The organism is Amycolatopsis sp. SB7-3 (assembly GCF_041021335.1).
Classification (GTDB): Bacteria; Actinomycetota; Actinomycetes; order Mycobacteriales; family Pseudonocardiaceae; genus Amycolatopsis; species Amycolatopsis japonica.
Window position 1 is genome coordinate 581,753 of the sequence record NZ_JBFPJQ010000001.1, and the last position, 24,332, is coordinate 606,084.

Consider the following 24,332-nt stretch of genomic DNA (forward strand, 5'->3'; position numbering starts at 1 on the left):
AGTACGCGGCCCGGTCGGGGCCCTGACGACAAGCGAGTGAACATGATCCAAGGGGGAGCGCGGGGCTTCAAACGCCCGGCTCTGATCGCGGTCGTGACGGTGCTGGCCCTCGGGCTGAGCGCTTGCAGCGACAAGGGAAGCTCGACCGGTCAGCAAGGCAGCCAGCCGGGCGCCGGTGACGTCGCCGGCCTGCCGATCACGCATTTCGAGAGCGGGCTCAAGCCGAACGCGCCGAAGCCGGACCTGCAGGTCCGCAACGAGGACGGCTCCGAAGACGACCAGCTGGCCATCGCCGCGATCGCCGACTCGCAGGCCTACTGGACCGAGGTCATGCCGCGCGATTTCGGGCAGCCGTACGAGCCGCTGAAGTCGCTGCTGTCCTACAGCGCGAAGACCGACGACGAAGAGACCGAATGCGGGAGCGTCAAGAAGCTCGTCAACGCGTTCTACTGCCCGCCGGGTGACCTGGTGGCGTGGGACCGCGGCGTGCTGCTGCCGATGCTGCGCGAGCGGTTCGGGAAGATGGCGGGCGCCGTCGTGCTGTCGCACGAACTCGGGCACGCCGTGCAGTACCGGCTCGCCGAGAAGGCGGGCATCAAGAAGAACACCCCGTCGATCGTCAAGGAACAGCAGGCCGACTGCTTCGCCGGCGGCTACTTCCGCTGGGTCGCCGAGGACAAGAGCAAGTACTACCGGGTCTCCACGTCCGAAGGCCTCAACCAGGTCATGGCGTCGCTGTTCCTGATCCGCGACCAGGCGGGCACCAGCGCGACCAAACAGGGCGCGCACGGCACGGCGTTCGACCGCACGTACGCGTTCCAGGTCGGGTTCGAGAAGGGTCCGAAGGAATGCGCCGCGATGAACGAGGAGAACATCAAGGCGCGGATCACCGAGCGCCCGTTCGACAAGGGTGACAAGGGCAAGGGCGACGAGAAACTCGACGCCGAGATCATCGGGATCCTGAAGAAGAGCCTCGACGAGGCCTTCAAGGGCGCGGGCGTGCCGGGCCCGGAGATCACCGAGGACGGCAACGGCAGCTGCCCCGGCGGCCCCAGCACCCCGCCCGCGTCGTACTGCCCGTCGAACAACACCGTCAGCATCGACATGGCCAAGCTGCGCGAGCTCGCCCAGCCGGTCGACCAGCAGGCGGAATGGGAAAGCGGGCACAGCGAGGGCAAGGGCGACTTCGCCGCGTTCTCGGAGATCGCGTCCCGGTACGCGATGGGCATCCAGAAGGGTGTCGGCGCGTCGATCGACAACGCGAACGCGGGACTGCGCACCGCCTGCCTGGTCGGCGCGTGGGCGAAGGCCAGCACCGTGCCCGGCGCGACACTGCGGCTTTCGGCCGGTGACCTCGACGAGGCCATCTCGGACCTGCTGAGCCCGGAGAGCCTGGTCTCGGCCGACGTCAACGGCAAGCGGGTGGACAACGGTTTCGAGCGGCTCGAGGCGCTGCGGAAGGGTTACCTGGAGAGCTCGTCGGTGTGCTCGACGCAGTACGGCTGATCGGGCTGAACGGTCCGGTCATCGCTCCCTGAAGTGCCATGAAAGGTCCTTTCCTTGCAAAATTTGCAAGGAAAGGACCTTTCATGGCGTTCGGGAGTTGCCGACGCTCAGTAGAGCGCGCTCGCCAGATCCCGGCGCGCCTTCATGACGCGCTCGTCCGCCGAGTCGAACAGTTCGAACAGCGCCACCAGGTGCTCCCGCACCTTGTTGCGGTCGTCGCCCGCGGTACGCCGCACGACGGCGATCAACCGCGCGAAGCCCGCTTCGGGCTGCTGCCCCGCGACTTCGAGGTCGGCGGCGGCGAGCTGGGCGTCGAGGTCGGCCGGGTCGGCGTCGGCCTTCGCGATCGCGTCCGGGCCGGCGGCCTCGGCGCGGGCGGTGAACTTGACCTGCGCGAGTGCGGTCTTGGCCTCCTCGTTCGCCGGTTCGACGTCCAGGATGCGCTCGTAGGCCGCCTGCGCCGCGGCGAAGTCACCGCGTTCGAAGGCCTCCTCCGCCTCGGTGAAGCGCGGGTCCTCCGGCACCTCGACACCGCCGCCGTTCTGCTCGGCCGCCTTGATGCCGGGAAGCCGGTCGCGCAGCGCGTCGAGCAGCGAACCGAGCCACTTGCGGATCTCGGGTTCGGGCAGGGCACCCGAGAACGCGTCGACCGGCTGGCCGCCGCCGATGGCGATGACCGTCGGGATCGACTGCGCGCCGAAGAGCTGCGCGATACGCGGGTTGGCGTCGACGTCCACCTTCGCGAGCACCCAGGCGCCACCGGACTCGGCGGCGAGGCGCTCCAGCACCGGGCTGAGCTGCTTGCAGGGGCCGCACCATTCGGCCCACAAATCGACGACCACCAGCTGCTGCAAGGAGCGCTCGACGACCTCCGTCTGGAAGGTCGCCTCGGTGACGTCGATCACGGCACCACCCGCGGCGGGGGCGGCACCGTCCGCCGGACGAGGTGGGGCAGGAGGCTGTTTCTGGGGCGCCTCGGCACGCGCCTTGAGCGCGGAAAGGTCGACCGCGCCGGAAAGCGCGGCGGAGAGGGCCGCCGTCTTCGATGCTGATCCGCGTGGGTGTGTCACGGGTTCCATCCTGGCACGCATCCCCGAGCGTTTCACCGCATGCCCCCGGCTGCCCGCTTGGCAGGACGCCGGTGTTCCGGCAGGCTCGCACGAGGGGGTGATCGACATTCCGACCCGCAGGACGGCCACCGTGGCCGTCGCGATCAGCATCGCCATCGTCTGGGTGAGCGTCATCACGGTCCTCATCGCCCACCAGCCCGACCCCGGCGTCGCCAGCCCCGGGCAGCTCCGGGACGGCCTCACCGCCGCACTCAACGAGCACGACGTCGAGGCCCTCTCCGAACTCATCGACTACCCGCCCGCGTCGGCGGGCGACTTCGCGAAGTCCTATATCGACACGCTGGCGGGCCGCGGCGCCCACGACGTCACGGTGAAATTCGCGCCGGACGATCTCGCGCCGACCTCGGCCACCGTGAGCGGGAAGCTCGGCGACGGCCGTTCGTTCGGCTATCCGGTGGCCGTCGCGGTCAAGGACAAGCTGTGGCTGGTCTCGTTCACCCCGCCACTCCCCTGACTCAGTCGCTCAGGTGCTTCTCGACGCGCTCCACCTTCGCGGTCAGCTGACCTTCGTAGCCCGGCCGGATGTCGGCCTTGAGCACCAGCCCGACCCGTGACGATCCCTCGCCAGCGGCCTCGACGGCCCGCTTGACGACGTCCATCACCTCGTCCCACGAGCCCTCGATGTTCGTGAACATCGCGTTGGTGGAGTTGGGCAGTCCGGACTCGCGGACCACTTTCACCGCGCGGGCGACCGCCTCGCTGACCCCGCCGTCCTCCTCGGCCGCGGACGGGCTGACACTGAAGGCCACGATCATCTTCTGCTCCTCAATCAGACGCTTTTCCCACGCATAACACCCGGTGGTGCGGCATGGCACGGGTACCCGCTGGTAACTTCGAGCGCCATGAGCCGTCCGTTGCCGTTCGACCCGATCGCCCGCGCGGCGCAGCTGTGGGAGGCCCGGATCGGGCCGTCCGAAACCATGGCCGCGGTGACCGGGATCATGCGCGTGCAACAGATCATCCAGTCCGCGGTGGACGGCGCGCTCAAACCGCACGGGCTGACCTTCGCCCGGTACGAGGCACTGGTCCTGCTGACCTTCGCCCGCGCGTCCCATCTGCCGATGCGCGTGATGGGCGAGCGGCTGCAACTGCACCCGACGAGCGTCACCAACATCGTCGACCGGCTGGAGAAGGACGGCTTGGTCAAACGTGTGCCGCATCCGACGGACCGCCGGACCACGCTGGTCGAGATCACCGACGAAGGCCGCGCACGCCGCGAAGAGGCCACGAAGGCGGTCACCGAGATCGACTTCGGGCTGACCGGGCTCACCGGCAAGCAGACCGAGCAGCTGACCGACCTGCTCACGAAGGTCCGCAAGGCCACCGGCGACTTCACCGAATAACCCCGGAAGCACGTGAAGGCCCCCTTCCCTCGACTGAGCCGAGGGAAGGGGGCCTTCACGCGCTAAAGGATCAGACGGCGGCGGGCTCCGCGGACTTGGCCGCGAACAGGCCGACACCACCGTGCGACAGCCGCTGCGGGCCGTCGAGCTTGCCGTTGCGCAGCGCCCAGGACTCGAACAGCCAGGTGAACAGCGGCGGGATGCTGGACAGCAGCGCGAGGATCAGGGTCTTCGGGCGCCAGCCGAGCGGCTTCGCCACGGACAGGGAGACCAGCACGTAGAGGACGAACACGACGCCGTGCACCATGCCGAGGACGGGGACGCCGCCCTCGCCGAGCTTGACGGCGTACTTGAGGAACATCCCGACCAGCAGCCCGGCCCAGGAGAGGGCTTCGGCTACCGCGGCCACGCGGAATACTAGAGCGGCCTTGCTGGACACTTTCTCCTCCTGTGGGGTCTCACCACTATGTGTGCACACATGACTACGTCCGACGAGCACTGTCCAAGGCGGACTCGCCAAGAACGTCAACAGCACTGTCGGACGTGGTAATACCAGTGTGAGGCGTGACGGCCCTCACCGGAACACCGGGGGTCGTGATGCTGCTCACGACCCCCGGTACGAACCGGTCTAAACCACTCGGATCACCCCGCGCAGGGCGATTTCGGTGCCCCTTCCGGGCCGGTCGCCCAGGTGGCCTTGGCCACATCGCCGGTGAGCTTGAAGTCCACAGTGGTCCCGCGCGTCAACTGTTCCAATCCGACATACGCCCGCTGCGAACCGGATCCCAGTCCCTGGACGTACTGGAGCTTCGCCCCGTCGGCGCCGTCGGCCTTGATTGTGATGTCGCGGCCGTTCTCCAAGTGCACCACCGACTTCTCGAACCGCGGCGCGTTCAGCAGGAACTGACCGGTGCCCGGCACCGCCGGATAGAGCCCCAGCGCGCTGAAGACGTACCACGCGGACATGGTCCCGAGGTCGTCGTTGCCGGTGACACCGTTGGGCGCGTTGGTGAACAACGTATGCGCAGCGCGGACGACGGCCGAGGTCTTCCACGGCTGCCCGGTCAGCGTGTACATCCACGGCGAGTGCAGATCCGGCTCGTTGTTCGGGTTGTAGCGGAACTGGTTGTAGTAGTTGTACGGGCCGACGACCCATTCCTCGCGCACGGTCTTCGCCGGATCCTTGACCAGATCCCCGTAGGCGAAGAAGTCGTCGAGCCGCTTGCCGACGTTCTCCTTGCCGCCCATCCGCTCGACGAGGCCGGGCACGTCCTGCTGCGTCAGCCACTGGTACTGCCACGACGTGCCTTCGTGGAACCCGTCCGGGCTCTGTGGGGTGTACGGCTTGTCCGCCGGGCTGAACCAGTCCCCGCCGGCGACCTTGGGGCGGTAGAAACCGGTGAAGCCGCGATCGCTGATCGAAGAATCCCACAGGGTGCGATAACTGCGACCCTTGTCCGCCAAGGCCTTCGCGTCGTCCTTCTTGCCGAGGCCGGCGGCCATGATGGACAGCGAGCAGTCCGCGAGCGCGTATTCCAGCGTGGCCGAAGCGCCGTGGTTCGGGTCGGTGTCCTGCCCCTTCTTCGGGAAGTCCTTGTCGTACTGGACGAATCCGTCCTTCTGGTAGCTCGCGTTGCCCGAGCGGCCCTGGAACGGCGAGGACGCGGGCGGGATCTCCCGCGAGTTCTGCAGAAGTGCCTGGTACGCCCGGAGCTCCTGCCCGGACAGCGCGCCGAAACGCCACAGGTCGACCAGGAACGGGGTGACCGGATCGCCGGTCATCGTGTTCGTCTCCTGGTTCGCGTACGCCCAGCGCGGCAGCCAGCCGCCCTGGTCGTGGATGGCGAGCACCGACTTCGCGACGTCCTTCGCCCGCGACGGGCGCAGCAGCGCGAGCAGCTGGTTCTGCGTGCGATAGGTGTCCCACAGCGAGAAGAACTCGTAATACGTCCAGCCCAGCGCGCGGTGGATCTTGTCGTCGAACCCGCGGTAACGGCCGTCGGCGTCGTTGCCGGTCAACGGTTGCAGCAGCGCGTGGTACAGCGAGGTGTAGAACACCGTGCGGTCGTCCTTCGTACCGCCCTTGATGTCCACTGAGGACAGTTCCTTGCGCCAGGCGCGCTGGGCACCGTCGCGGACCGCGTCGAACGAACGAGCCTTCTCCGAGGCCGAATTGAGCTTGGCGCCGGAAGCGTCCACATGGGAGATCGCCGTCGTCGCGGTGACCTGCCCGCCACCGAAGGTCAGCCACGCGCCGCGCAGCCCTTCACCACCGGCGGACTCCTTCGAGCCCGGCGTGCCGCCCGTCGGCGACCAGGTGCCGAAGGATTTGAACGGCTTGTCGAACGTCGTGGTGAACCAGGTCTTGTACGGCTTCCCGCCGCAGAACGCCTGCGACTCGACCATTCCTTCGACCGTCCGGTCGCCCACGACGCGGATCTGGCTCGCCGTCACGGGTTCCTTGTCGTTGGCCTGCCCGACGTTGACGAAAACGTTCGCGTCGCCTGATTTCGCGAAGGTGTACCGCTCGACACCGGTCCGCGTGGTCGCGGTGGTCTCCGCGTCGACACCGCCGTAACCGGTGAGCCGCACCTTGTAGTAGCCGGGTTTCCCGACCTCGCCCTCGTGCGTGTACGGCGAGGCGTACTTCTTGTGGTCGAACGTCTCGGGTTTCGCGGTGTCGAACGCCGCGCCGGGCCCGACCGCGCCGGTGGTGGGCAGGGTCGACACGAGGCCGCCCTGCTCCCAGCAGCCCGCCCCGGACAGGAAGAAATGCCCGAAGCCGCGGATCGCGGTGTCGTCGTAGCGGTAACCGGCGTAATGCGAGGAAATGGGACTGACCTGCGTCATCCCGAACGGGGCCGAAGCGCCGGGGAAGGTGTTGCCGTCGTCCTTGGTGCCGATGAAGGTGTTGACCGCGTCCACGGGGTCGCCACCGGGCGCCGCCGCCGCGACGGGCGTGAGCAGCCCGGCGGGAACGACCAGCGCGGTGAGCAACCCGGCGACGCGGGTCGAAGTGCGTGCAGGCATGGGAAAGGCCGCCTCCTGACAACGTTGTCGCTGCCTGCTCACCTTCGACAAGAACGGACCACCTGGTCAAGAGGTCCGCCAAACCCTGTCCGATTCAGGACAGCGACCCGGCGGGCCGTAACGGTTCGAACTCGGAAAACGGACCCAGGACGAACCGGGCATTGACACGGCGGCGTCGCTGGCGTTCAATTCCGGCCACTATGACAACGTTGTCTTCCAGCGGACCGGACAACGGCCACCGCACAACCGGCCGACGGGCCACGATGAGTGACGTGGCCCGGCTCGCGGGCGTGAGCATCAAGACCGTCTCGCGGGTGGTGAACGACGAGCCCGCCGTCCATCCGGACACCGCGGAGCGCGTCATGGCGGCGATCGAGCAGCTCGGGTTCCGGCGCAACCTCGGCGCGCGGAACCTGCGGCGCGGCTCGACGACCGGGACGATCGGCCTGATCGTCGAAGACGTCGGCAACCCCTTCTACTCCGAGCTCAACCGGGCCGTGGAACGGATCGCGACCTCGTTCGGGCGCCAGGTGCTGACCGGTTCGTCGGAGGAGAACTCCGACCGCGAACGCGAACTCGTCCTGGAGTTCTGCTCCCGCCGGGTGGACGGCATCCTCGTCGTCCCCGCCGGGATGCAGCACGGCTATCTGGTCCCCGAGATGCGCGCCGGCACCCCAGTGGTGTTCCTCGACCGGCCCGCCGGCGACATCATGGCCGACACGGTGCTGGTCGACAACATCGGCGGCACCGTCGAAGCGGTCGCCCACCTGGCGAAACACGGCCACCGCCGGATCGCGTTCCTCGCCGACAGCCCCGACATCTTCACCGCGGGCGAACGCCTGCGCGGGTTCCGCGAAGGCTGTCTGCGCAATGGGATCCCTTTCGACGACAGCCTCGTCGTGATGCGGACGCCGACCGCCGAGAGCGTCGGCGACGCCGTGAAACGGCTGCTCACCGGCGCGAATCCGGCCACCGCCGTGGTCGCGGGCAACAACCGGGTCGCCGTGCACCTGCTGCGCGCGCTGGCCCACGCCGAGCGGCGGCCCGCGATGATCAGCTTCGACGACTTCGAACTGGCGGATCTGCTGGATCCGCCGGTCTCCGTGATCGCGCACGACGTGAGCGCGCTGGGCCGGGCGGCCGCGGAACTGCTGTTCGCCCGGGTACAGGGAGATCAATCCGCACCGAGAAAGGTAGTTCTGCCCGTGCATCTCGTAGCCCGCGGTTCCGGGGAGGTCGCGCCTTCATGAGCGGCCACCTCGAACCGATCCGCCTGCCGGCGAACCAGCCGCCGCAGTTCTACCGCGGCGGCGACGCCATCGCCGCGTTGCGGGGCGCCCCGTCGGAGTCCAAATTCGGGCCCGAAGACTGGGTCGGCTCGGCCACCACGATGTTCGGCCAGGAGACCAACGGCCTGACCAAGCTGCCCAGCGGGGTCTGGCTGCGCGACGCCGTCCGCGAGAACCCGGCCGCCTGGCTCGGCGCCAAGCACGTCGAAGCGCTCGGCGATTCGACCGGCCTGCTGGTGAAACTGCTCGACGCGGGCCAGCGCCTGCCCGTGCACTTCCACCCGTCGGACTCGTTCGCGAAGCGGCATTTCGACTCGCACTTCGGCAAGACCGAGGCGTGGATCGTGGTCGGCACCTACGGCGACGACCCGCGCGTCTACCCCGGCTTCAAGGAGACCGTCGACAAAGCGACGGTCAACGAATGGGCCCGCACTCAGGACGCGCCCGCCATGCTCGAGGCGCTGAACAGCGTCGCGGTCACCCCCGGCGACACGGTCTACATCCCGGCGGGCCTGCCGCACGCGATCGGCGAAGGCGTGTTCGTCGTCGAACTCCAGCAGCCGACCGACTTCTCGCTCACCCTGGAATGGCGGGACTTCCTGGCGAACCCGGAGAAGGCGCACCTCGGGATCGGCTTCGAGACCGCCATCGAAACCCTGGACACCACAGGCTGGGACGAAGAACGGCTCGGCTCGATCGTCAAGCGCACCGCGGGCGACGAAGCGTCCACTGTGGACTTGCTCGCCGACGGCAGTGACGCGTTCTTCCGTGCCGATCAGCTCCGCCCCGCCGTTTCCGGTACGTCGACAACGTTGTCACTCGACCCGTCGTTCGCGGTACTGGTGATCATGGACGGTTCGGGCACGCTCCGCACCGAACACGGCGGCGAGTACGCGCTGCGCAAGGGCGAGACGTACGTGGTACCGCACGACGCCGGTCAATCCACTGTGGAGGGTGAGCTCACGGTCATCCGCTGCCGGCCGCCCGCACCCGAGAAGAGGGAGCGATCGTGAGCGAACTCCTGCTCGACGCACAGAACCTGGTCAAACGCTACGGCTCGGTGGAAGCGCTGCGTGGCGCGTCCTTCCAGGCCCGCGCCGGCGAGGTCACCGCGCTGATCGGCGACAACGGCGCCGGGAAGTCCACTTTGGTCAAATGCCTGTCCGGCGCGGAACAGCCGACGTCGGGCAGCATCCTGCTCGACGGCTCGGCGGTGGTGCTCGACTCCCCCACCACGGCACGGCGGATGGGTATCGAGACCGTGTACCAGGATCTCGCGGTCGCGCCGGAACTCGACCCCGCCGCGAACCTGTTCCTCGGCAGGGAGATCCACCGCAAAGGGATCCTCGGCAAACTCGGGATGCTGGACAAGAAGGAGATGAAACGCCAGGCCGTGGAGGAGTTCCAGCGGCTCGGTGTGACCCTGCAGAGCACCGATGTCCCCATCGGCTCGCTTTCGGGTGGCCAGCGGCAAAGTGTCGCCGTCGCGCGCTCGGTCGTCTGGGCGTCGAAGGTCGTGTTCATGGACGAACCGACGGCCGCGCTCGGCGTCGTGCAGCGCGAACGCGTGCTCGACGTGATCAAGAAGGTGCGGGACAAGGGCATCGCCGTCGTGCTGATCAGCCACAACATGCCCGAGGTGCTGTCGGTGGCCGACCGGATCGAGGTGCTGCGGCTCGGCAAACGCGTCGCCCGGTTCACCGGCGACGGCACGAAACTGGAAGACCTGGTCGCCGCGATGACGGGCGCCCTCGTACAAGAGGAGGCGGCGTGACCGTGTCCACTCCGACGAAGAAAGGCCCCGAGATCCAGACCTCTGTGGACGGTGGCTTCGGCAAACGTTCGATCGGGCAACGGCTGATCGGAGCCAACACGTTCTGGATCGCGCTGGTGCTGCTGGCGCTGATCATCGTGTTCACCGCGATCGCGCCCGCCGAGTTCGCGACGCTGTTCACCTTCCAGACCCTGCTCATCGAAACGTCGGTGCTGCTGGTGCTCTCGGTCGGCATGACGTTCGTGATCATCACCTCCGGGATCGACCTCTCGGTCGGTTCGGTGCTGATCTTCGCGGGCATGGTGGCGGGCAAGACGATGGAGGCGCTGAGCCCGGACGGCGACGCGACCAAGGCCGGGTGGGGAGTCATCACCGCCGGACTCGTGGCGGCCGTCGTCGCGGGCACGATCTGGGGCCTGATCAACGGTTTCCTGATCGCGGTGGCGAACATCCCGCCGCTGATCGTCACGCTCGGCACGATGGGTGCCGCGCTCGGCGCCGCGTACCTGCTGAACAACGGGTCCGACGTGCGCAGCGTGCCGACCGAGCTCAACAAGACGCTCGGCTACGGGACGTCGTTCGGCGGCGTGCCGAACCTGGTGCTGGTGGCCGTGGTGATCACGCTGATCGGCGCCTGGTTGTTGCACACCACCAAATTCGGTCGCTACACCTACGCCGTCGGCTCGAACGCCGAGGGCGCGCGGCGGGCGGGCATCGGGGTGACCGCGCATCTGCTGAAGGTGTACACGCTCACCGGTTTCCTCGCCGGTGTCGCCGGCTTCCTCTCGCTGGCGTACTACGCGTCGACGACGATTTCGGCGCACACCACCGACAACCTCAACGCCATCGCCGCCACGGTGATGGGCGGGACGAGTCTCTTCGGCGGCGTCGGTTCGGTGCTGGGCACGGTGATCGGCGTGTTCATCCCGGCCGTGCTGAAGAAGGGCTTCAACATCACGCAGGTCCAGGACTTCTGGCAGATGATCGCGGTCGGCGCGGTGCTGATCGCCGCGGTCTGGTTCGACCAGCGGCGCCGTCGTCGCCGCAATTCTCGCTGATCCCTACGCACAAAGAGGTGCAATCCCCATGAAGAAGACCCTGCTCGCCGCCGGTGCCGCCGTTTCCGCGGCCCTCCTGCTCACCGCGTGCGGCGGAGGCACCGTCGGCCAGGCGCCGTCGGGTGACTCCGGCGCCAAGACCAACAACAAGAAGCTGTCGCTCATCCCGGGCGTGCAGGCCGAGCCGTTCTACATCTCGATGCAGTGCGGCGCCGAGGCCGAGGCCAAGAAGGCGGGCTACGAGCTCACCACGCAGGCCCCGCAGAAGTTCGACGCGGCCATGCAGACCCAGCTCGTCAACGCGCTGGGCTCCAACCCGCCCGCCGCGCTGCTCATCGCGCCGACCGACGCGCAGGCGATGCTCGCGCCGATCCAGCAGGTCAAGAACCGCGGCTCGAAGATCATCGAGGTCGACACCGCGCTGAAGGACACCAGCGTGGCCGAGTCCTCGATCTCGTCGGACAACGCCGAGGGCGGCAAGCTCGCCGCGAAGACGATGGCGGAACTGGCCGCGGGCAAGACCGGCTCGGTGCTGGTGCTCGACACCATCGCCGGCACGTCGACCACGAACACCCGCGCGAAGGGGTTCGAGGACGAGCTGAAGAACTACCCGAACTTGAAGTCGGCGGGCGTGCAGTTCACCCAGAACGAGCCCGACCAGGCCGCGTCCAAGGTGACCGCCGCGCTGGCGTCCACCCCGGACCTGATCGGCATCTTCGCGACCAACCTCAACACCGGCGAGGGCGCCGCGACCGGTCTGCGGAACGCGGGCAAGGTCGGCGCGATCAACCTGATCGGTTTCGACGCCTCGCCGTCGGAGATCGAGGGCCTGAAGAAGGGCGAGTATCAGGGCCTCATCGCGCAGGACCCGGCCGCCATCGGGCAGCAGGGGGTGCAGCAGGCCATCGCGGCGCTGGAGGGCAAGCCTGTGACGCGGAACCTGACCGCTTCGCTGCACTCGATCACCAAGGCGAACATGGACGCGAACGCCCAGTACTTCTACAAGCAGAGCTGCTGACGCGCTTAAGCCGGATGTCATGAAAGGGCCGTTCAGGACACATTTCGTCCTGAACGGCCCTTTCATGACATCCGGGGCGCGCTCACTCGGCGAACTCGACCACCCCAGCGGGTGCGAAGCGCGTCAGAGCCGCGTACAGCGCAGCGCCCACACCCAGGTGCCCCAGCGCGTACGCGTACTCGCCGTCCTCAAGCAACACTTCGGGCCCCGACCCGGTCCACTCGAGCCGGTAGTGCCACCAGTGCATCCACCGCCCCACCCGCCGCTTCTCCCGGTACACCCGCAGCCGGGTCACCTCGGTCCACCGGACCTCGAAAACGCCCGGGACCGAGAACCCCACAGCGGAAATCACCAACGAGTTCGCCGACTTCCGGAGAGCGAGCAGGATCAGCCCCGCGAAGGCCACGCTGAGCAGGCTGAACACCACCCCGGAAACCGAGCCGGAGAACAACGCCAGCACGACGGCCACCACGCCGCCGGCGCCGAACACCACGAAACCGGCCATCGCGAACCGCCGCATCACGACGTCCAGGCGCACCATCACCGCATCACCGGGGACCATGCCCGGAGCGTAACCGGCGAAACCACGCACCGACGTTAGGATCTAGGCCCCGACGTCGTGGAGGAGGCCGGATGACCACCCGTCTGCCCTGGCGTCCGGCCGCGAGCGCGGATCCGGTGCCGGTGCTCGCCGCCGCCCAGCGCGTTTCCGACGACCTCATGGACGGCCTCGCCGGGCCCCGCGCCCGCCACGCGGCGCACGGCCTCCGACGGCTGTTCGACGTCCCCGGTCTCGGGCTGACGGACCTCTCCGGCTCGCTGATCTGGTCGGGCCGACCGGCCGCCGACGACGTCGTGGTCGCGGCGCTCGACGAGGTGCTCCATTCTGAGACGCCGGTGTCCGAACCCGGACTGCTGGCGCTGCCCCTGCACGTCCACGACGAACTGGCCGGCGTCCTCCTCGTCACCGAAACCACGAACGCCGTCGCCCGCCAAGCCGTCGAACTCGTCGTCCACGCGCTCGAACGCGGCAGGCTGGAGGCCTCCGCCGAGCAGGCCGCGGAGGCGGAACTGCGGGCGTTGCGGGCCGAGATCTCACCGCATTTCGTCTACAACGCGCTCACCGTGATCTCCTCGCTGGTCCGCTCCGATCCGGACCGCGCACGCGATCTGATGCTCGATTTCGCCGAGTACACGCGCTACAGCCTCGCGCGGCACGGCGAGTACACGATGGTCGCCGAGGAGTTCCGCGCCATCGAGACGTACTTGGCGTTGCAGCGCGCCGTACTCGGCGAACGACTTCGCGTGCAGGTGCGCGTCGCGCCGGAGGTACTGGCCGTCGCGGTGCCGTACCTCGTGCTGGAACCGCTGGTGGAGAACGCGATCCGGCACGGGATCGAGCCACGCGCCGAAGCGGGGTTCATCCAGGTTCAGGGAATGGCGGAAGGGAACGACTGCGTGATCAGCGTCGAGGACGACGGTGTCGGCATGGACCCCGCACGCGCGGCGGCGATCCTGGCCGGACGTGGCGACGACGGCGGCGTCGGACTGGCCAATGTGGACAGAAGGCTGCGCAGCGTCTACGGCCCCTGGTACGGCCTGACGGTGGAGACCGAGACCGGCGCGGGCACCAGGGTCGTGGTGCGGGTGCCCCGATTCCAGCCGGGGGTGCTGCCGTGACGAACGGGTTGCGGGTGCTGGCGGTCGACGACGTCCCGCCCGCCCTCGACGAGCTGTGCAGCCTGCTGCGCGAGGCTCCGGAAGTCGCCGAAGTGGTCGCCGCCGGTGACGCGGTCAACGCGCTCAAACTGTTGCAGGGCAGTCATTTCGACGCCGTGTTCCTCGACATCTCCATGCCGGGGCTCGACGGGCTCGAACTCGCCTCCCTGCTGGCACGGCTCAACGAACCGCCGGTGATCGTGTTCGTCACCGCGCACGACGGGCACGCCGTGGCCGCGTACGGTATCGGCGCGGTCGACTACCTGCTCAAACCGGTCCGCGCGGAACGGCTGTCCGCCGCACTGTCCAAAGTGGTCCGGATGGCGGGCAACCAGGCCGACGAGCCGAAACCCGCGCCGGACGCGATGGCGGCACTGCCGGTGGAATCCGGCGGGCGCACGCGGTACGTCCGGCGCGACGACGTCCAGTTCGTCGAGGCGCACGGCGATTACGTCCGGCTGCACACGAAATCCGGCGTCCACGTCACGCGGATGCCGATCTCCCGGCTCGAAGAGTATTGGGAGGGAACGGGATTCACCCGTGTCCACCGTGGTTTCCTGCTCGCCGTCGACGCGGTGCTCGAACTGCGCAGCGACACCACCGGCGGGCTGCTGGCGCATACGGAGGCGGGCGACGTGCCGGTGAGCCGCCGCCACGCGCGCGACCTGCGGGACCGGCTGCTCGCCGCCGCGCAACGCGGTGAACTGGGCCGGGGAGGCCGCCCGTGAGCCGCGTCAAACGGGTCGCGGTCACCAGCCCGCAGACCCGGCTCGCGCGGTCGCGGCCCCGGGAACGCGGCCGCTGGCGGGTCCCCCGGCTGGCGGCTAGCGACGCCGAACGCGCGGACGCGCTCTACCGGGCCCAGCGTCGCCGTGGACTCCCCGCGCTGGCCGGGATGTTCGGGCTGGTCTTCGGGCTCCCGCTGGTGTTCGGGATCTTCCCCGGGCTGGATTCGGTGCGGCTGCTGGGTATCCCGCTGTCCTGGCTGATGATCGCGATCCTCCCGTATCCGGCCATGGCCCTGCTGTCGTGGTGGCAGTTGCGCCGGGCGGAAAAGATCGAGGACGAGTAGTGGTCGCGGCGCTCTCGGTGGCCCCGGTCGTGCTGGTCACCCTGCTGATCGGGTTGCGCGGGGTCGCGGCCATGCGCACGACGTCGGATTTCCTCGTCGCCTCGCGCCGGATCTCGCCCTTGGTCAACTCCGCCGCGGTCTCCGGCGAATACCTGTCCGCGGCGTCGTTCCTCGGCGTCGCGGGGCTGGTGGTGAAGGACGGTATCGGCGCGCTCTGGTATCCGGTCGGGTTCACCGCCGGCTACATCGCGATGCTGGTGCTCGTCGCGGCGCCGATGCGGCGCTCCGGCGCGCTCACCGTGCCGGACTTCGCCGAAGCGCGGCTCGCCTCCCCCGCCTTGCGCCGCCTCGCCGCCGTGGTCGTCCTCGTGATCGGAACCCTTTACCTGGTACCGCAATTCCGCACCGCGGGGCTGGTGCTGACCGCGGTCGGCGGGACGCCGTACTGGGTCGGCGTCGTCATCGCGGGCACCGCCGTCAGCGCGACGTTGGCGCTCGGCGGGATGCGCGCGGCGACCTACGTCCAGGCCTTCCAGTTCGTGCTGAAACTGCTGCTGTTCATCGTTCCCGCGATCTGGCTGGTCTCCCAGGTGTCCCCGGAGCAACGGTCGGCTTCGGTGCATCCGGTGGAATTCAGCCACTTCGCCCGCGACACCCGGCTGTCCTTCGAGATCGACGTGACGCTGACCCTGCGCGAGCCGACCACCCTGCTCACACCGGAAAAGCATGTCGTGCCGCCGGGCGAGCTGGTGGCCAGGAGCGGCGAGACCCTGGAATTCGCCGAGGGGACCCCGGTTCCCGCCGTCCGGGGCGGTGCCCCGCTGGGCGGGCCGGACTGGCAACGGCCGCTGCTCGACCTCGGCGACCAGGGCTATCCGCTGCTCGGCACGTGGGCGATCCTGATCGCCACCATGCTCGGCACGATGGGTCTGCCCCATGTCCTGATGCGCTTCCACACCAGCCCGGACGGCCGCGCCGCCCGCCGGACCGCGGCGATCACCGTCGCCCTGCTCGGCGTCTTCTACCTGTTCCCAGGGGTTTACGGCGTCTTCGGCCGGGTGCTGGTGCCCGAACTGTACGTCTCCGGCGCGACGGACACGGTCGTCGTCGCGTTGCCGGCGCAGATCGACGACGGCTGGGCGGGATCGCTGTTCACCGGGCTGCTGACCGCGGGCGCGTTCGCCGCGTTCCTGGCGACGTCGCTCGGGCTGCTGCTGGTGATCTCCGGCGCGGTCGCGCACGACCTCGCGCCCGGCGGCCTGCGGAGACTGCGCTGGTCGGTGCTCGGAGCGGCGGCGGTGATGGTCCTGCTCGCGTTGCCGTCGGCCAGGTTGGACGCGGGTGTCCTCGTCACCTGGGGTTTCACCGTGGCCGCGTCGACGTTCTGCCCGTTGCTGGTGCTCGGCATCTGGTGGAACCGGCTCACCGCCGCGGGCGCGATCAGCGGTGTCCTCGCCGGGCTCGTCGCGTCTTCGGGCTCGATCCTCGTGGCCCTGTTCGTCCCCAGCCTGAGCGGTCTGCCCGCGATCCTGGTGTCGCAGCCCGCGCCTTGGTCGGTTCCGCTGGCATTCGGCGTAATGATCGTGGTTTCCTGGCGGGGCAGGCCTCCCGCCTGGTCCACGGCCGCCATGCTGCGGCTGCATCTGGACGATCGCACGGCCGAGGCCCCTTCGTCGTGGTCCGACCACCGTTCGTCGACCGTTCGTCGTCTCGGCAGACGTTTGAACCGCTGAAGGTTCCGGTCTCCTTGACCTCTCCTTAACGTGTCGCGGAACACATTCGCGGTGCGAGGAGAGCACGATGAGTACCGAAACGAACGCTCCCAGTCCGCCGGAAACGGACTGGGACAAAGCCCATGACAGCGCGGAGTTCAAGGAACTGCGGGCTCGGTTGCGCCGGTTCGTCTTCCCCGTCTCGGCGTTGTTCCTCCTCTGGTACCTGCTCTACGTGCTGCTCGCCGACTACGCGCACGGCTTCATGAGCACGAAGCTGGTCGGCAACATCACCGTCGGCCTGGTCTTCGGTCTGCTGCAGTTCGTTTCGACCTTCGTGATCACGGGGCTCTACGTCCGCTACGCGAACAAGAAACTCGACCCCATCGCGGAGAAGATCCGCACGGACATCGAGAGTGAGGCCAAATGACCCTCGCCGCCGGAGTCGAGGGCAGCAGCCCCGTACTCAACATCACCATCTTCGGCCTGTTCGTGGTGGTCACGCTGTTCGTCGTGTTCCGGGCGAGCCGCAACACGAAGACCGCGTCGGACTACTACGCCGCGGGCCGCGCGTTCACCGGTCCGCAGAACGGCGTCGCCATCGCGGGCGACTACCTGTCCGCCGCTTCGTTCCTCGGGATCGCGGGCGCGATCGCCGTCTACGGCTACGACGGCTTCCTGTACTCCATCGGCTTCCTGGTGGCGTGGCTGGTGGCGTTGCTGCTGGTCGCGGAACTGCTGCGCAACACCGGCAAGTTCACCATGGGCGACGTGCTGGCGTTCCGGATGAAGCAGCGCCCGGTGCGGGCCGCGGCGGCGACGTCCACCCTCGCCGTGTCGTTCTTCTACCTGCTCGCGCAGATGGCGGGCGCCGGTGGCCTCGTCGCGCTGCTGCTCGGGATCGAGAGCAAGGCCGGGCAGGCCGCGATCATCGTGATCGTCGGCATCATCATGATCGCCTACGTGCTCATCGGCGGGATGAAGGGCACCACCTGGGTCCAGATCATCAAGGCGGCGCTGCTCATCGTCGGCGCGCTGGCGATGACGCTGTGGGTGCTGGGCATGTACGGCTTCAACCTCTCCTCGCTGCTGCAGGGCGCGGTGGACAAGGCGGGCAAGGCCGGTGAGGCGCTGCTCGGGCCGGGCAACCAGTACGGCAAGACCGGCACGACGAAGCTCGACTTCCTGTCTCTCGGCATCGCGCTGGTCCTCGGTACCGCGGGTCTGCCGCACGTCCTGATGCGCTTCTACACGGTGCCGACGGCGAAGGAGGCCCGTCGTTCCGTGGTGTGGGCGATCGGTCTGATCGGCGTCTTCTACCTGTTCACCCTGGTGCTCGGCTACGGTGCCGGCGCGCTGGTCGGCGCGGACAAGATCAAGGCCGCTCCCGGTGGCGTGAACTCGGCTGCCCCGCTGCTGGCACTCGAACTCGGCGGACCGATCCTGCTCGGCCTGATCGCGGCGATCGCGTTCGCGACGATCCTCGCCGTGGTCGCGGGGCTGACGATCACCGCGTCGGCGTCGTTCGCGCACGACGTCTACGCCAACGTGATCAAGAAGGGCAAGGCGACCCCGGCTTCGGAGGTGAAGGTCGCCCGGCTCACCGCGCTGGTGATCGGCGCGGTCGCGATCCTCGGCGGCATCCTCGCCAACGGGCAGAACATCGCGTTCCTGGTGGCGCTCGCGTTCGCGGTGGCGGCGTCGGCGAACCTGCCAACGATCCTGTACTCGCTGTTCTGGAAGCGGTTCAACACCCAAGGCGCGCTGTGGAGCATCTACGGCGGTCTCGCGGTCTGCATCGTGCTGATCGTGTTCTCGCCGGCGGTGTCGGGCAAGCCGGTCGATCCGAAGACCGGGAAGAGCGCCTCGATGATCCAGGGCGTCGACTTCCACTGGTTCCCGCTGGACAACCCGGGCATCGTCTCGATCCCCGTGGCGTTCTTCCTCGGCTGGCTCGGGACCGTGCTGTCCAAGGAGCACAACCAGAAGAAGTACGCGGAGATGGAGGTCCGGTCCCTGACCGGAGCGGGCGCCGAAAAAGCCGTCGCCCACTAGTCGCCGGGGCGGTGCGGCCGGCATCCAACGCCCCCGGCCGCACCGCCCCGGTTCCCATTCCCCTCAGTACGGCAGTTTCCCCGCTGTCAGCTCGGCCAGTTTCGCGCGGAGATCGGCCCTGGCCGACTTCCACAGCCCGGTGCCCAACGAGATCCGCGCCACCCCCAGTGTGGCGAGCGCGGAGAGATCGGGGCCCGAAGGCATCGGAGTGGCGTTGACCGCCCCCGGTGCCACCGCCTTCACGAACTCGCCCAGTACTTCGGGCGATTTCACCATGATCGGGTAGACGCAGTCCGCCCCGGCCTCCAGATACGCCTTGGCCCGCAGGATCGCGTCGCCCAGGACGGCCCGCTCGTCGGACGCGCCGAGGAAGACGTCGACGCGGGCGTTGATCACCAGCGCGTCCCCGGCTGCCTCGCGCAACTTCGCGACCCGTTCCGCCTGCGCCTCCACCGGGAGGACGCCGCCCGAGGCATGGTCGGTGTCCTCGTAATTGCAGCCGACGGCGCCCACCTCGGCCAGCCTCGCCGCGAGTTCTCCCGCTTCGAGCCCGTACCCGCCTTCCGCGTCGACGGTCACCGGCACCGAGACCGCCCTCGCGATCCTCGCGGCCGCCGCGAACATCTCGTCGGCGGGCGCGTCCTCCCCGTCCTCGTATCCGAGGACCTTGGCCACGGCGAAGGAACTCGTCGCCACGACCGGGAACCCGGCGGCCTCCACGAGACGTGCGCTGTCCGCGTCCCACGCGTTCGGCAGAAGGAGCGGCTCGCCCGCGACGTGCAGCTCCCGCAGTCTCGCCGCGGTCATTCGGCGCGCTCGGGCAGCGGCGCGTGGCTGGTCACGCACATCCGGTTCCAGCTGTTGATCGCGATCGCCTCCCAGACGATGGCGCGGTACTGCTCCTCGGTGAAGACGCGCGTGGCCTCTTCGTAGACGTCGTCCGGGACGTCGTGCAGGGTCGCGACGTTCGTGATCGCCTCGGTGAGCGCGAGCGCGGCACGCTCCTGCTCGGTGAACAGTTCGGTCTCCCGCCAGCCCTGCAGCACGAACAGCCGCCGCGGCGACTCGCCCATCTGCAACGCGTCGTGGGAGTGCATGTCGAGGCAGAACGCGCAGTGGTTGATCTGCGACGACCGCATCTTCACCAGTTCGAGGATCTTCTGGTCGACGCCGGCGTTGGCGGCGGCCTTCTCGACTTCGGCCTGGAGCTTCGCCATGGCCTGGTAGATCTCGGGCACTCGTTTGCCCACGTGGATTCGCTCGGTCATGACTGCGAATCTAGCGGCGACTGGCCCACGAGTATGGTCCAGTGTCATGGCGGAATCATGGTCCAGTTCGGGAATAGACGTCCACCTGGACTGGCGCCCCGAAAGCGGCCGGACCGGGCTCGCGACGGCGATCCGCGCGGCCATCCGGGAAGGACGCTGGCAGGCGGGCGCCGCGGTGCCCTCGACCAGGGCGTTGGCGCAGGACCTCGGCGTCGCCAGGGGAACGGTCACCCGCGTCTACGCCGATCTCGCCGCCGAGGGCTATCTGCGGACGGCGCAGGGCGCGCCGACCCGGGTCGCGACGGCGGGCGCGCTGCCCGCGTCGGCGCCGAGGCCCGTCCCCCGCGACCCGGCACCACGCTGGGATCTGCGGCCCGGCAGGCCGAATCTGTCGGCGTTCCCCCGGTCCGCCTGGCTCGCGGCGACCCGGCGGGCGCTGCACAAGGCGCCGATGACCGCGTTCGACTACACGGCCGAATCCGGCGCGGCGGAACTGCGGGAGACGCTCGCCGCGTATCTCGCCCGCAGCCGCGGCGTGATCGCCGACCCAGCGCGGATCCTGGTGTGTTGCGGGTTCTCGCACGCGATCGCGATCCTGGCGCGGGTCCTGCACGCGCGCGGCGCGGGCGAGATCGCGTTCGAGAACCCGTCACTGCACATCTACCGGAACATCGCCGCCGCCAACGGTCCCCGCGTGGTCGGCGTCCCCGTCGACGATCACGGGATCACCGTGTCCTCTTTGGACAGTCCGGCGGTGGTGGTCACCCCGGCGCACCAGTACCCGCTGGGCGTCACACTCGCCCCTCAGCGACGGGCGGAACTCACCCGCTGGGCGGAGGAAACCGGTGCCGTCGTCATCGAGGACGACTACGACGGCGAGTTCCGGTTCGACCACCAGCAGGTCGGCGCGTTGCAGGCGCTGGCGCCGGAACGGGTCGTGTACGTGGGCACGACGAGTAAGACGCTCGCGCCGTCGCTACGGCTGGGATGGATGGTGCTGCCGCGGTTCCTGGTCGAACCGGTGCGCGCGGCGATGGCCGAGAGCGGGGCCCGGCCCGCGCTGGTGGACCAGTTGGCGATGGCCGAACTGATCGAATCGGGCGCGTACGACCAGCACATCCGCCGCTGCCGGATCGAGTACCGCTCCAGGCGGGACAAGCTGCTCGCCGCTTTGCCGGATTCCGTGCTGCCGCAAGGGATCTCCGCCGGACTGCATCTGGTGCTCCAGTTCCCCGGCGAGGTCCCGGGGGAGATGGAAGTGCTGGCCGCCTGCCGCCGTCGCGCGATCGGGCTCGAAGGGCTCAGCGGCTACTGGATCGGCGAGCCGCAACGCGAAGGGCTCATCATCGGGTACGGCGCCGCCGCGAAGCACGCTTTCGGCGGCGCCACCGAGGCCCTGCGCGAGGCCATCTTCGAGGTCACCTAGCCCCCACCCCCGCGTTTCGTCCTCTGAATGCGGTAGTTCGCGCTGCCAACCACCGCATCCAGAGGACTAAATGCGTGGGGGTCAGCAGAACCAGGCGCGGGCGCGGAGGATGTCGGTCTTCAGCACCGGGGCACCGTCGACCGGGGCGGGGTTCTCCGGAGTCGGCTGGATGCCGCCGGCGGCGACGTCGTCGAGGGTTTCGAGGCCTTCGTGTCCGACGGTGCCGAAGATCGTGTAGTTCGGCCGCAGCGCGGAGTCGCCGTACACCACGAAGAACTGGCTTCCGTTCGTCGCCGGGCCCGCGTTGGCCATCGCGAGGACGCCGCGCGAATACACCTTGCGCGCGCCGGTCGGGTCCGTCGGCGCGGGCGGCAGGCCGACGGGCAGTTCGTCCTTGTACTTGTAGCCGGGGCCGCCCTCGCCGGTGCCGCTCGGGTCACCGCACTGCAGCACCTTCAACGTCGGGTACGCGGTCAGCCGGTGACACGTCGTGCGGTCGTAGAACCGGTGCTTCGCCAGGTGCAGGAAGCTCTGCACCGTGCACGGCGCCTTCGCCCGATCGAGGGTCAGATCGATGATGCCCTGGTTAGTCTTCAGCTGCACCGGGACCTTGCCCCGGTCCGGCGTACGACGGGGGTCCGGCGGCAACGGGACCGGGCGCGCGGCCGGGTCTTCCGGCGTCTGCGTGTACTGGCACGGCCCCTTCGTGACCTTCGGCGGCGCGCCTTCCGCCGACGCCGTTCCGGTGCCGGCCGCGAGCATCAGCCCGGCTCCCAGCACTGCCACAAAGACCTTCGCGATCCTCTGCACGGTTCCTGCCTCCCAGCCGTGGACGAAGAAGAGAGCATAGGGTGAATCCCCGGCGCTCACACAGGTCCGGAAGTAGGTCCGCGGTTAGGGTCGAAGCCGTGGAGATCGCCGAACGACACCAATGGCAGCTGAACGCCCTGACCTTCCTGTACGCGTACACGCAGTACGTCCTCGTGCACGAGCGGGTCATGGCGGGGCTGCCGCCGGAGAAACCGGCCGAACTCGACAAACCGCGCATGCTCAGGCTCGCCAAGGTCGTCGACGACATGATCCTCGACTTCCGCAAGGAGGACGGGCTGAGCGACCTCGAACGGCGCCGCGTCATCCGCCTCGCCAGGGAGATCAAATCGCACGTCCGGGAGAAGTGGCCGCCCCGCGAACCGACGCTGACCGAGTGGATCGCCTCGGCAGCTGCGCACTTCTACTGCGAGGAGCACATCAACAACGGCTACGTCCGGATGGGCCGCGTCTTCGATCCCGACATGGCGGACCGGTTCCTGGAGCGGGTCGAGTTCTGCCGTGGGCAGACCGTCACGATCACCAAGTACGCCCATAAGGTGGCCGACGGCGAAGAGCTCACGTACGGCGAGACGAATCAGCTCGAAGTCTGGAAAGAGGACGCGATCGCCCATCTGGACAATCTCGACAGCGACTTCGGCGACATCAAGATGTACGTCGAATTCTGACCGCTGCCCGTAAGACCAGAGTTGCCTGTCCCGGCGTACCGGGAAATTGACATGCGCCACCGGTGATCGAGATGCTCGAAGCACAGGCTCCTTTTCCACGGCCAAAGGAGAATTCCGTGTTCTCGATCAAGAAGCGCGTCCTGACCGTGGCGGCCGCCGCTGCCGCCACGTTCAGCCTGCTCGTCCCGACCGGCACCTCGTTCGCCATCGACCACATCCCTTGCCGCGACGGGGAGAACTTCCTGAAGATCTGGTCGCATCTCGGCGGGAGCAGCAGCGTCGACTGCTACGCCAACCGCGGGCGGATCGGTTTCGGCGGCTGGTGGATCGACCGGATCTACACCGGCAACAACGACCTGATGTACTACGACAGCAATGGCGCCGACGTGCGCATCAACCGGTGGACCGACATCAGTTTCCCGAACCGGCCGCCGAAGGTCCGCGTCATCGAAATCCTCTGATCCTCACGAGCCGCGAAGATCTCCGATGAGTTCTTCGGCCGCCGCGAACGGGTCGAGTTTCCGCGCGACGACGCGTTCGGCCAACTCGGTGAGCCGGTCCCCGGAACGCAGGTCGACGATTTCCGCGCGCAGCCGCTGCACGGCGATCGCCTCGACCTCGTCCCGGGCCCGCGCCGCACGACGGCGGGGCAGTTCGTCGCGCCGGACCAGCCAATCGTGGTGTTCGTCGAGCGCGCGGACGACGTCCTCGACGCCTTCGCCGCGCGAGGCCACCGTTCGCACGATCGGCTGACGCCAGCTCGGACCGCGGATCTCCCGGCGTACCAAGGAGATCATCTGCTTGAGGTCGTGCACGGTCGCGTCCGCGCCCTCGCGGTCGGCCTTGTTGACCACGAACACGTCCGCGATCTCCAGCACGCCCGCCTTGGCCGCCTGGATCCCGTCGCCCATCCCGGGCGCGAGCAGGACCACCGTGGTGTAGGCCAGTTTCACGACGTCCACTTCGGACTGACCGACGCCCACGGTCTCGATCAGCACGACGTCGAACCCGGCCGCGTCGAGTACCCGGACGGCCTGCGGCGTCGCCCACGACAACCCGCCGAGATGACCGCGCGTCGCCATCGACCGGATGAAAACGCCGGGATCGGTGGCGTGCTCGGTCATCCGGATCCGGTCACCGAGCAGCGCTCCGCCGGAGAACGGCGACGACGGGTCGATCGCCAGCACGCCGACGCGCAGGCCTTTCGCCCGCAAAGCCGTGAGCAGCGCGGAAGTCGATGTCGACTTGCCGACACCGGGTGGCCCGGTCAGGCCGACGATCCGCGCGTTCCCGGTGTGCGGCGTCAGCTTCGCCGCGACCTCGGGCAACCGCGGATGGGCGTCCTCGACCAGCGACAGCAACCGGGCGATCGCGCGGGGGACGCCGTCCCGCGCGCGACCGACCAGTTCGTCGATGTCCAGCTGTACCGGCAACGG

The 24,332-nt window shown here is 68.7% G+C and carries 26 protein-coding genes; 17 read left to right on the forward strand and 9 right to left on the reverse strand.

The annotated features are described in order from the left end of the window. The first annotated feature begins 42 nt into the window (after window positions 1–42). Window positions 43–1,506, forward strand: a complete 1,464-nt coding sequence (locus tag AB8M46_RS02745) for a neutral zinc metallopeptidase (RefSeq protein ID WP_037342550.1) — start codon at window positions 43–45, stop codon at window positions 1,504–1,506. 107 nt (window positions 1,507–1,613) lie between these two features. On the opposite strand, the gene AB8M46_RS02750 is transcribed toward AB8M46_RS02745, so the two are convergent. Continuing rightward, window positions 1,614–2,576 (reverse strand): tetratricopeptide repeat protein, encoded by a 963-nt coding sequence (locus tag AB8M46_RS02750; RefSeq protein WP_037342549.1) that lies wholly within the window; start codon window positions 2,574–2,576, stop codon window positions 1,614–1,616. Window positions 2,577–2,706: 130 nt separating this feature from the next. Here AB8M46_RS02750 and AB8M46_RS02755 point away from each other — a divergent pair, with 130 nt between their 5' ends. Next, a complete protein-coding gene (locus AB8M46_RS02755; protein ID WP_369797424.1) occupies window positions 2,707–3,090 on the forward strand; it encodes a hypothetical protein in 384 nt (127 codons plus the stop codon). Between the two features lies 1 nt (window position 3,091). Here AB8M46_RS02755 and AB8M46_RS02760 read toward each other — a convergent pair whose 3' ends face one another. Beyond that, a complete protein-coding gene (locus AB8M46_RS02760; RefSeq protein ID WP_016336630.1) occupies window positions 3,092–3,391 on the reverse strand; it encodes a thiamine-binding protein in 300 nt (99 codons plus the stop codon). A gap of 87 nt (window positions 3,392–3,478) precedes the next feature. Between AB8M46_RS02760 and AB8M46_RS02765 the strand changes: the two genes are divergently transcribed. After that, the gene (locus AB8M46_RS02765; RefSeq protein ID WP_037341773.1) at window positions 3,479–3,979 is read left to right on the forward strand and encodes a MarR family winged helix-turn-helix transcriptional regulator; all 501 of its coding nucleotides are present in this window, start codon (window positions 3,479–3,481) and stop codon (window positions 3,977–3,979) included. Window positions 3,980–4,049: 70 nt separating this feature from the next. Here AB8M46_RS02765 and AB8M46_RS02770 read toward each other — a convergent pair whose 3' ends face one another. Continuing rightward, window positions 4,050–4,418: a DUF3817 domain-containing protein gene (locus tag AB8M46_RS02770; protein ID WP_037341771.1), complete on the reverse strand. Its 369-nt coding sequence runs from the start codon at window positions 4,416–4,418 to the stop codon at window positions 4,050–4,052. Window positions 4,419–4,621: 203 nt separating this feature from the next. Beyond that, window positions 4,622–7,009, reverse strand: coding sequence for a GH92 family glycosyl hydrolase (locus tag AB8M46_RS02775; protein ID WP_394359462.1), 2,388 nt, complete (start codon window positions 7,007–7,009; stop codon window positions 4,622–4,624). 263 nt (window positions 7,010–7,272) lie between these two features. Here AB8M46_RS02775 and AB8M46_RS02780 point away from each other — a divergent pair, with 263 nt between their 5' ends. The 5 genes from AB8M46_RS02780 to AB8M46_RS02800 are packed head-to-tail and all read left to right on the forward strand — an operon-like array spanning window position 7,273 to window position 12,148. Then, window positions 7,273–8,259 (forward strand): LacI family DNA-binding transcriptional regulator, encoded by a 987-nt coding sequence (locus tag AB8M46_RS02780; protein ID WP_037341767.1) that lies wholly within the window; start codon window positions 7,273–7,275, stop codon window positions 8,257–8,259. Further along, the gene (locus AB8M46_RS02785; protein WP_394359463.1) at window positions 8,256–9,311 is read left to right on the forward strand and encodes a class I mannose-6-phosphate isomerase; all 1,056 of its coding nucleotides are present in this window, start codon (window positions 8,256–8,258) and stop codon (window positions 9,309–9,311) included. Before AB8M46_RS02780 ends, AB8M46_RS02785 begins: the two co-directional genes overlap by 4 nt. Next, window positions 9,308–10,072 (forward strand): ATP-binding cassette domain-containing protein, encoded by a 765-nt coding sequence (locus AB8M46_RS02790; RefSeq protein ID WP_038509236.1) that lies wholly within the window; start codon window positions 9,308–9,310, stop codon window positions 10,070–10,072. The genes AB8M46_RS02785 and AB8M46_RS02790 overlap by 4 nt, the downstream gene beginning before the upstream one ends. Next, window positions 10,069–11,130: an ABC transporter permease gene (locus tag AB8M46_RS02795; RefSeq protein WP_394359464.1), complete on the forward strand. Its 1,062-nt coding sequence runs from the start codon at window positions 10,069–10,071 to the stop codon at window positions 11,128–11,130. Before AB8M46_RS02790 ends, AB8M46_RS02795 begins: the two co-directional genes overlap by 4 nt. Window positions 11,131–11,158: 28 nt before the next feature. Then, entirely contained in the window at window positions 11,159–12,148 is a 990-nt protein-coding gene (locus AB8M46_RS02800; protein ID WP_394359465.1) for an ABC transporter substrate-binding protein, read from the forward strand. Window positions 12,149–12,230: 82 nt separating this feature from the next. Here the strand turns inward: AB8M46_RS02800 and AB8M46_RS02805 are convergent, their stop codons facing one another. After that, window positions 12,231–12,710, reverse strand: coding sequence for a hypothetical protein (locus tag AB8M46_RS02805; protein WP_394359466.1), 480 nt, complete (start codon window positions 12,708–12,710; stop codon window positions 12,231–12,233). Between the two features lie 71 nt (window positions 12,711–12,781). Between AB8M46_RS02805 and AB8M46_RS02810 the strand changes: the two genes are divergently transcribed. The 6 genes from AB8M46_RS02810 to AB8M46_RS02835 all read left to right on the forward strand — a co-directional run bounded on the left by AB8M46_RS02810 (window position 12,782) and on the right by AB8M46_RS02835 (window position 18,706). Continuing rightward, complete coding sequence (locus tag AB8M46_RS02810) at window positions 12,782–13,828, forward strand: sensor histidine kinase (protein ID WP_037341758.1); 1,047 nt, start codon at window positions 12,782–12,784, stop codon at window positions 13,826–13,828. Then, entirely contained in the window at window positions 13,825–14,595 is a 771-nt protein-coding gene (locus AB8M46_RS02815) for a LytTR family DNA-binding domain-containing protein (RefSeq protein ID WP_037341755.1), read from the forward strand. The genes AB8M46_RS02810 and AB8M46_RS02815 overlap by 4 nt, the downstream gene beginning before the upstream one ends. Then, window positions 14,592–14,939 (forward strand): hypothetical protein, encoded by a 348-nt coding sequence (locus AB8M46_RS02820; protein ID WP_394359467.1) that lies wholly within the window; start codon window positions 14,592–14,594, stop codon window positions 14,937–14,939. The genes AB8M46_RS02815 and AB8M46_RS02820 overlap by 4 nt, the downstream gene beginning before the upstream one ends. Further along, window positions 14,939–16,672, forward strand: coding sequence for a cation acetate symporter (locus AB8M46_RS02825; RefSeq protein WP_378428800.1), 1,734 nt, complete (start codon window positions 14,939–14,941; stop codon window positions 16,670–16,672). The genes AB8M46_RS02820 and AB8M46_RS02825 overlap by 1 nt, the downstream gene beginning before the upstream one ends. 67 nt (window positions 16,673–16,739) lie before the next feature. Next, window positions 16,740–17,081, forward strand: coding sequence for a DUF485 domain-containing protein (locus tag AB8M46_RS02830; protein ID WP_037341746.1), 342 nt, complete (start codon window positions 16,740–16,742; stop codon window positions 17,079–17,081). After that, window positions 17,078–18,706, forward strand: a complete 1,629-nt coding sequence (locus AB8M46_RS02835) for a cation acetate symporter (RefSeq protein WP_394359468.1) — start codon at window positions 17,078–17,080, stop codon at window positions 18,704–18,706. Before AB8M46_RS02830 ends, AB8M46_RS02835 begins: the two co-directional genes overlap by 4 nt. Window positions 18,707–18,769: 63 nt before the next feature. On the opposite strand, the gene AB8M46_RS02840 is transcribed toward AB8M46_RS02835, so the two are convergent. Both AB8M46_RS02840 and AB8M46_RS02845 read right to left on the reverse strand, forming a co-directional pair. Next, window positions 18,770–19,513 (reverse strand): isocitrate lyase/phosphoenolpyruvate mutase family protein, encoded by a 744-nt coding sequence (locus tag AB8M46_RS02840; protein WP_394359469.1) that lies wholly within the window; start codon window positions 19,511–19,513, stop codon window positions 18,770–18,772. Beyond that, window positions 19,510–19,974 (reverse strand): carboxymuconolactone decarboxylase family protein, encoded by a 465-nt coding sequence (locus tag AB8M46_RS02845; protein ID WP_016336647.1) that lies wholly within the window; start codon window positions 19,972–19,974, stop codon window positions 19,510–19,512. The genes AB8M46_RS02840 and AB8M46_RS02845 overlap by 4 nt, the downstream gene beginning before the upstream one ends. A 46-nt stretch (window positions 19,975–20,020) precedes the next feature. Here AB8M46_RS02845 and AB8M46_RS02850 point away from each other — a divergent pair, with 46 nt between their 5' ends. After that, entirely contained in the window at window positions 20,021–21,400 is a 1,380-nt protein-coding gene (locus AB8M46_RS02850) for a PLP-dependent aminotransferase family protein (RefSeq protein WP_394359470.1), read from the forward strand. Between the two features lie 81 nt (window positions 21,401–21,481). Here the strand turns inward: AB8M46_RS02850 and AB8M46_RS02855 are convergent, their stop codons facing one another. Further along, window positions 21,482–22,162, reverse strand: coding sequence for a peptidylprolyl isomerase (locus tag AB8M46_RS02855; RefSeq protein WP_394360834.1), 681 nt, complete (start codon window positions 22,160–22,162; stop codon window positions 21,482–21,484). Window positions 22,163–22,308: 146 nt separating this feature from the next. On the opposite strand from AB8M46_RS02855, the gene AB8M46_RS02860 reads away from it, so the two are divergent. Further along, entirely contained in the window at window positions 22,309–22,896 is a 588-nt protein-coding gene (locus AB8M46_RS02860) for a hypothetical protein (RefSeq protein WP_016336650.1), read from the forward strand. Between the two features lie 116 nt (window positions 22,897–23,012). Continuing rightward, window positions 23,013–23,357 (forward strand): beta/gamma crystallin domain-containing protein, encoded by a 345-nt coding sequence (locus AB8M46_RS02865; protein ID WP_394359471.1) that lies wholly within the window; start codon window positions 23,013–23,015, stop codon window positions 23,355–23,357. Between the two features lie 3 nt (window positions 23,358–23,360). Here the strand turns inward: AB8M46_RS02865 and meaB are convergent, their stop codons facing one another. Next, a complete protein-coding gene (gene meaB / locus AB8M46_RS02870; protein ID WP_394359472.1) occupies window positions 23,361–24,329 on the reverse strand; it encodes a methylmalonyl Co-A mutase-associated GTPase MeaB in 969 nt (322 codons plus the stop codon). Window positions 24,330–24,332 lie beyond the last annotated feature (3 nt).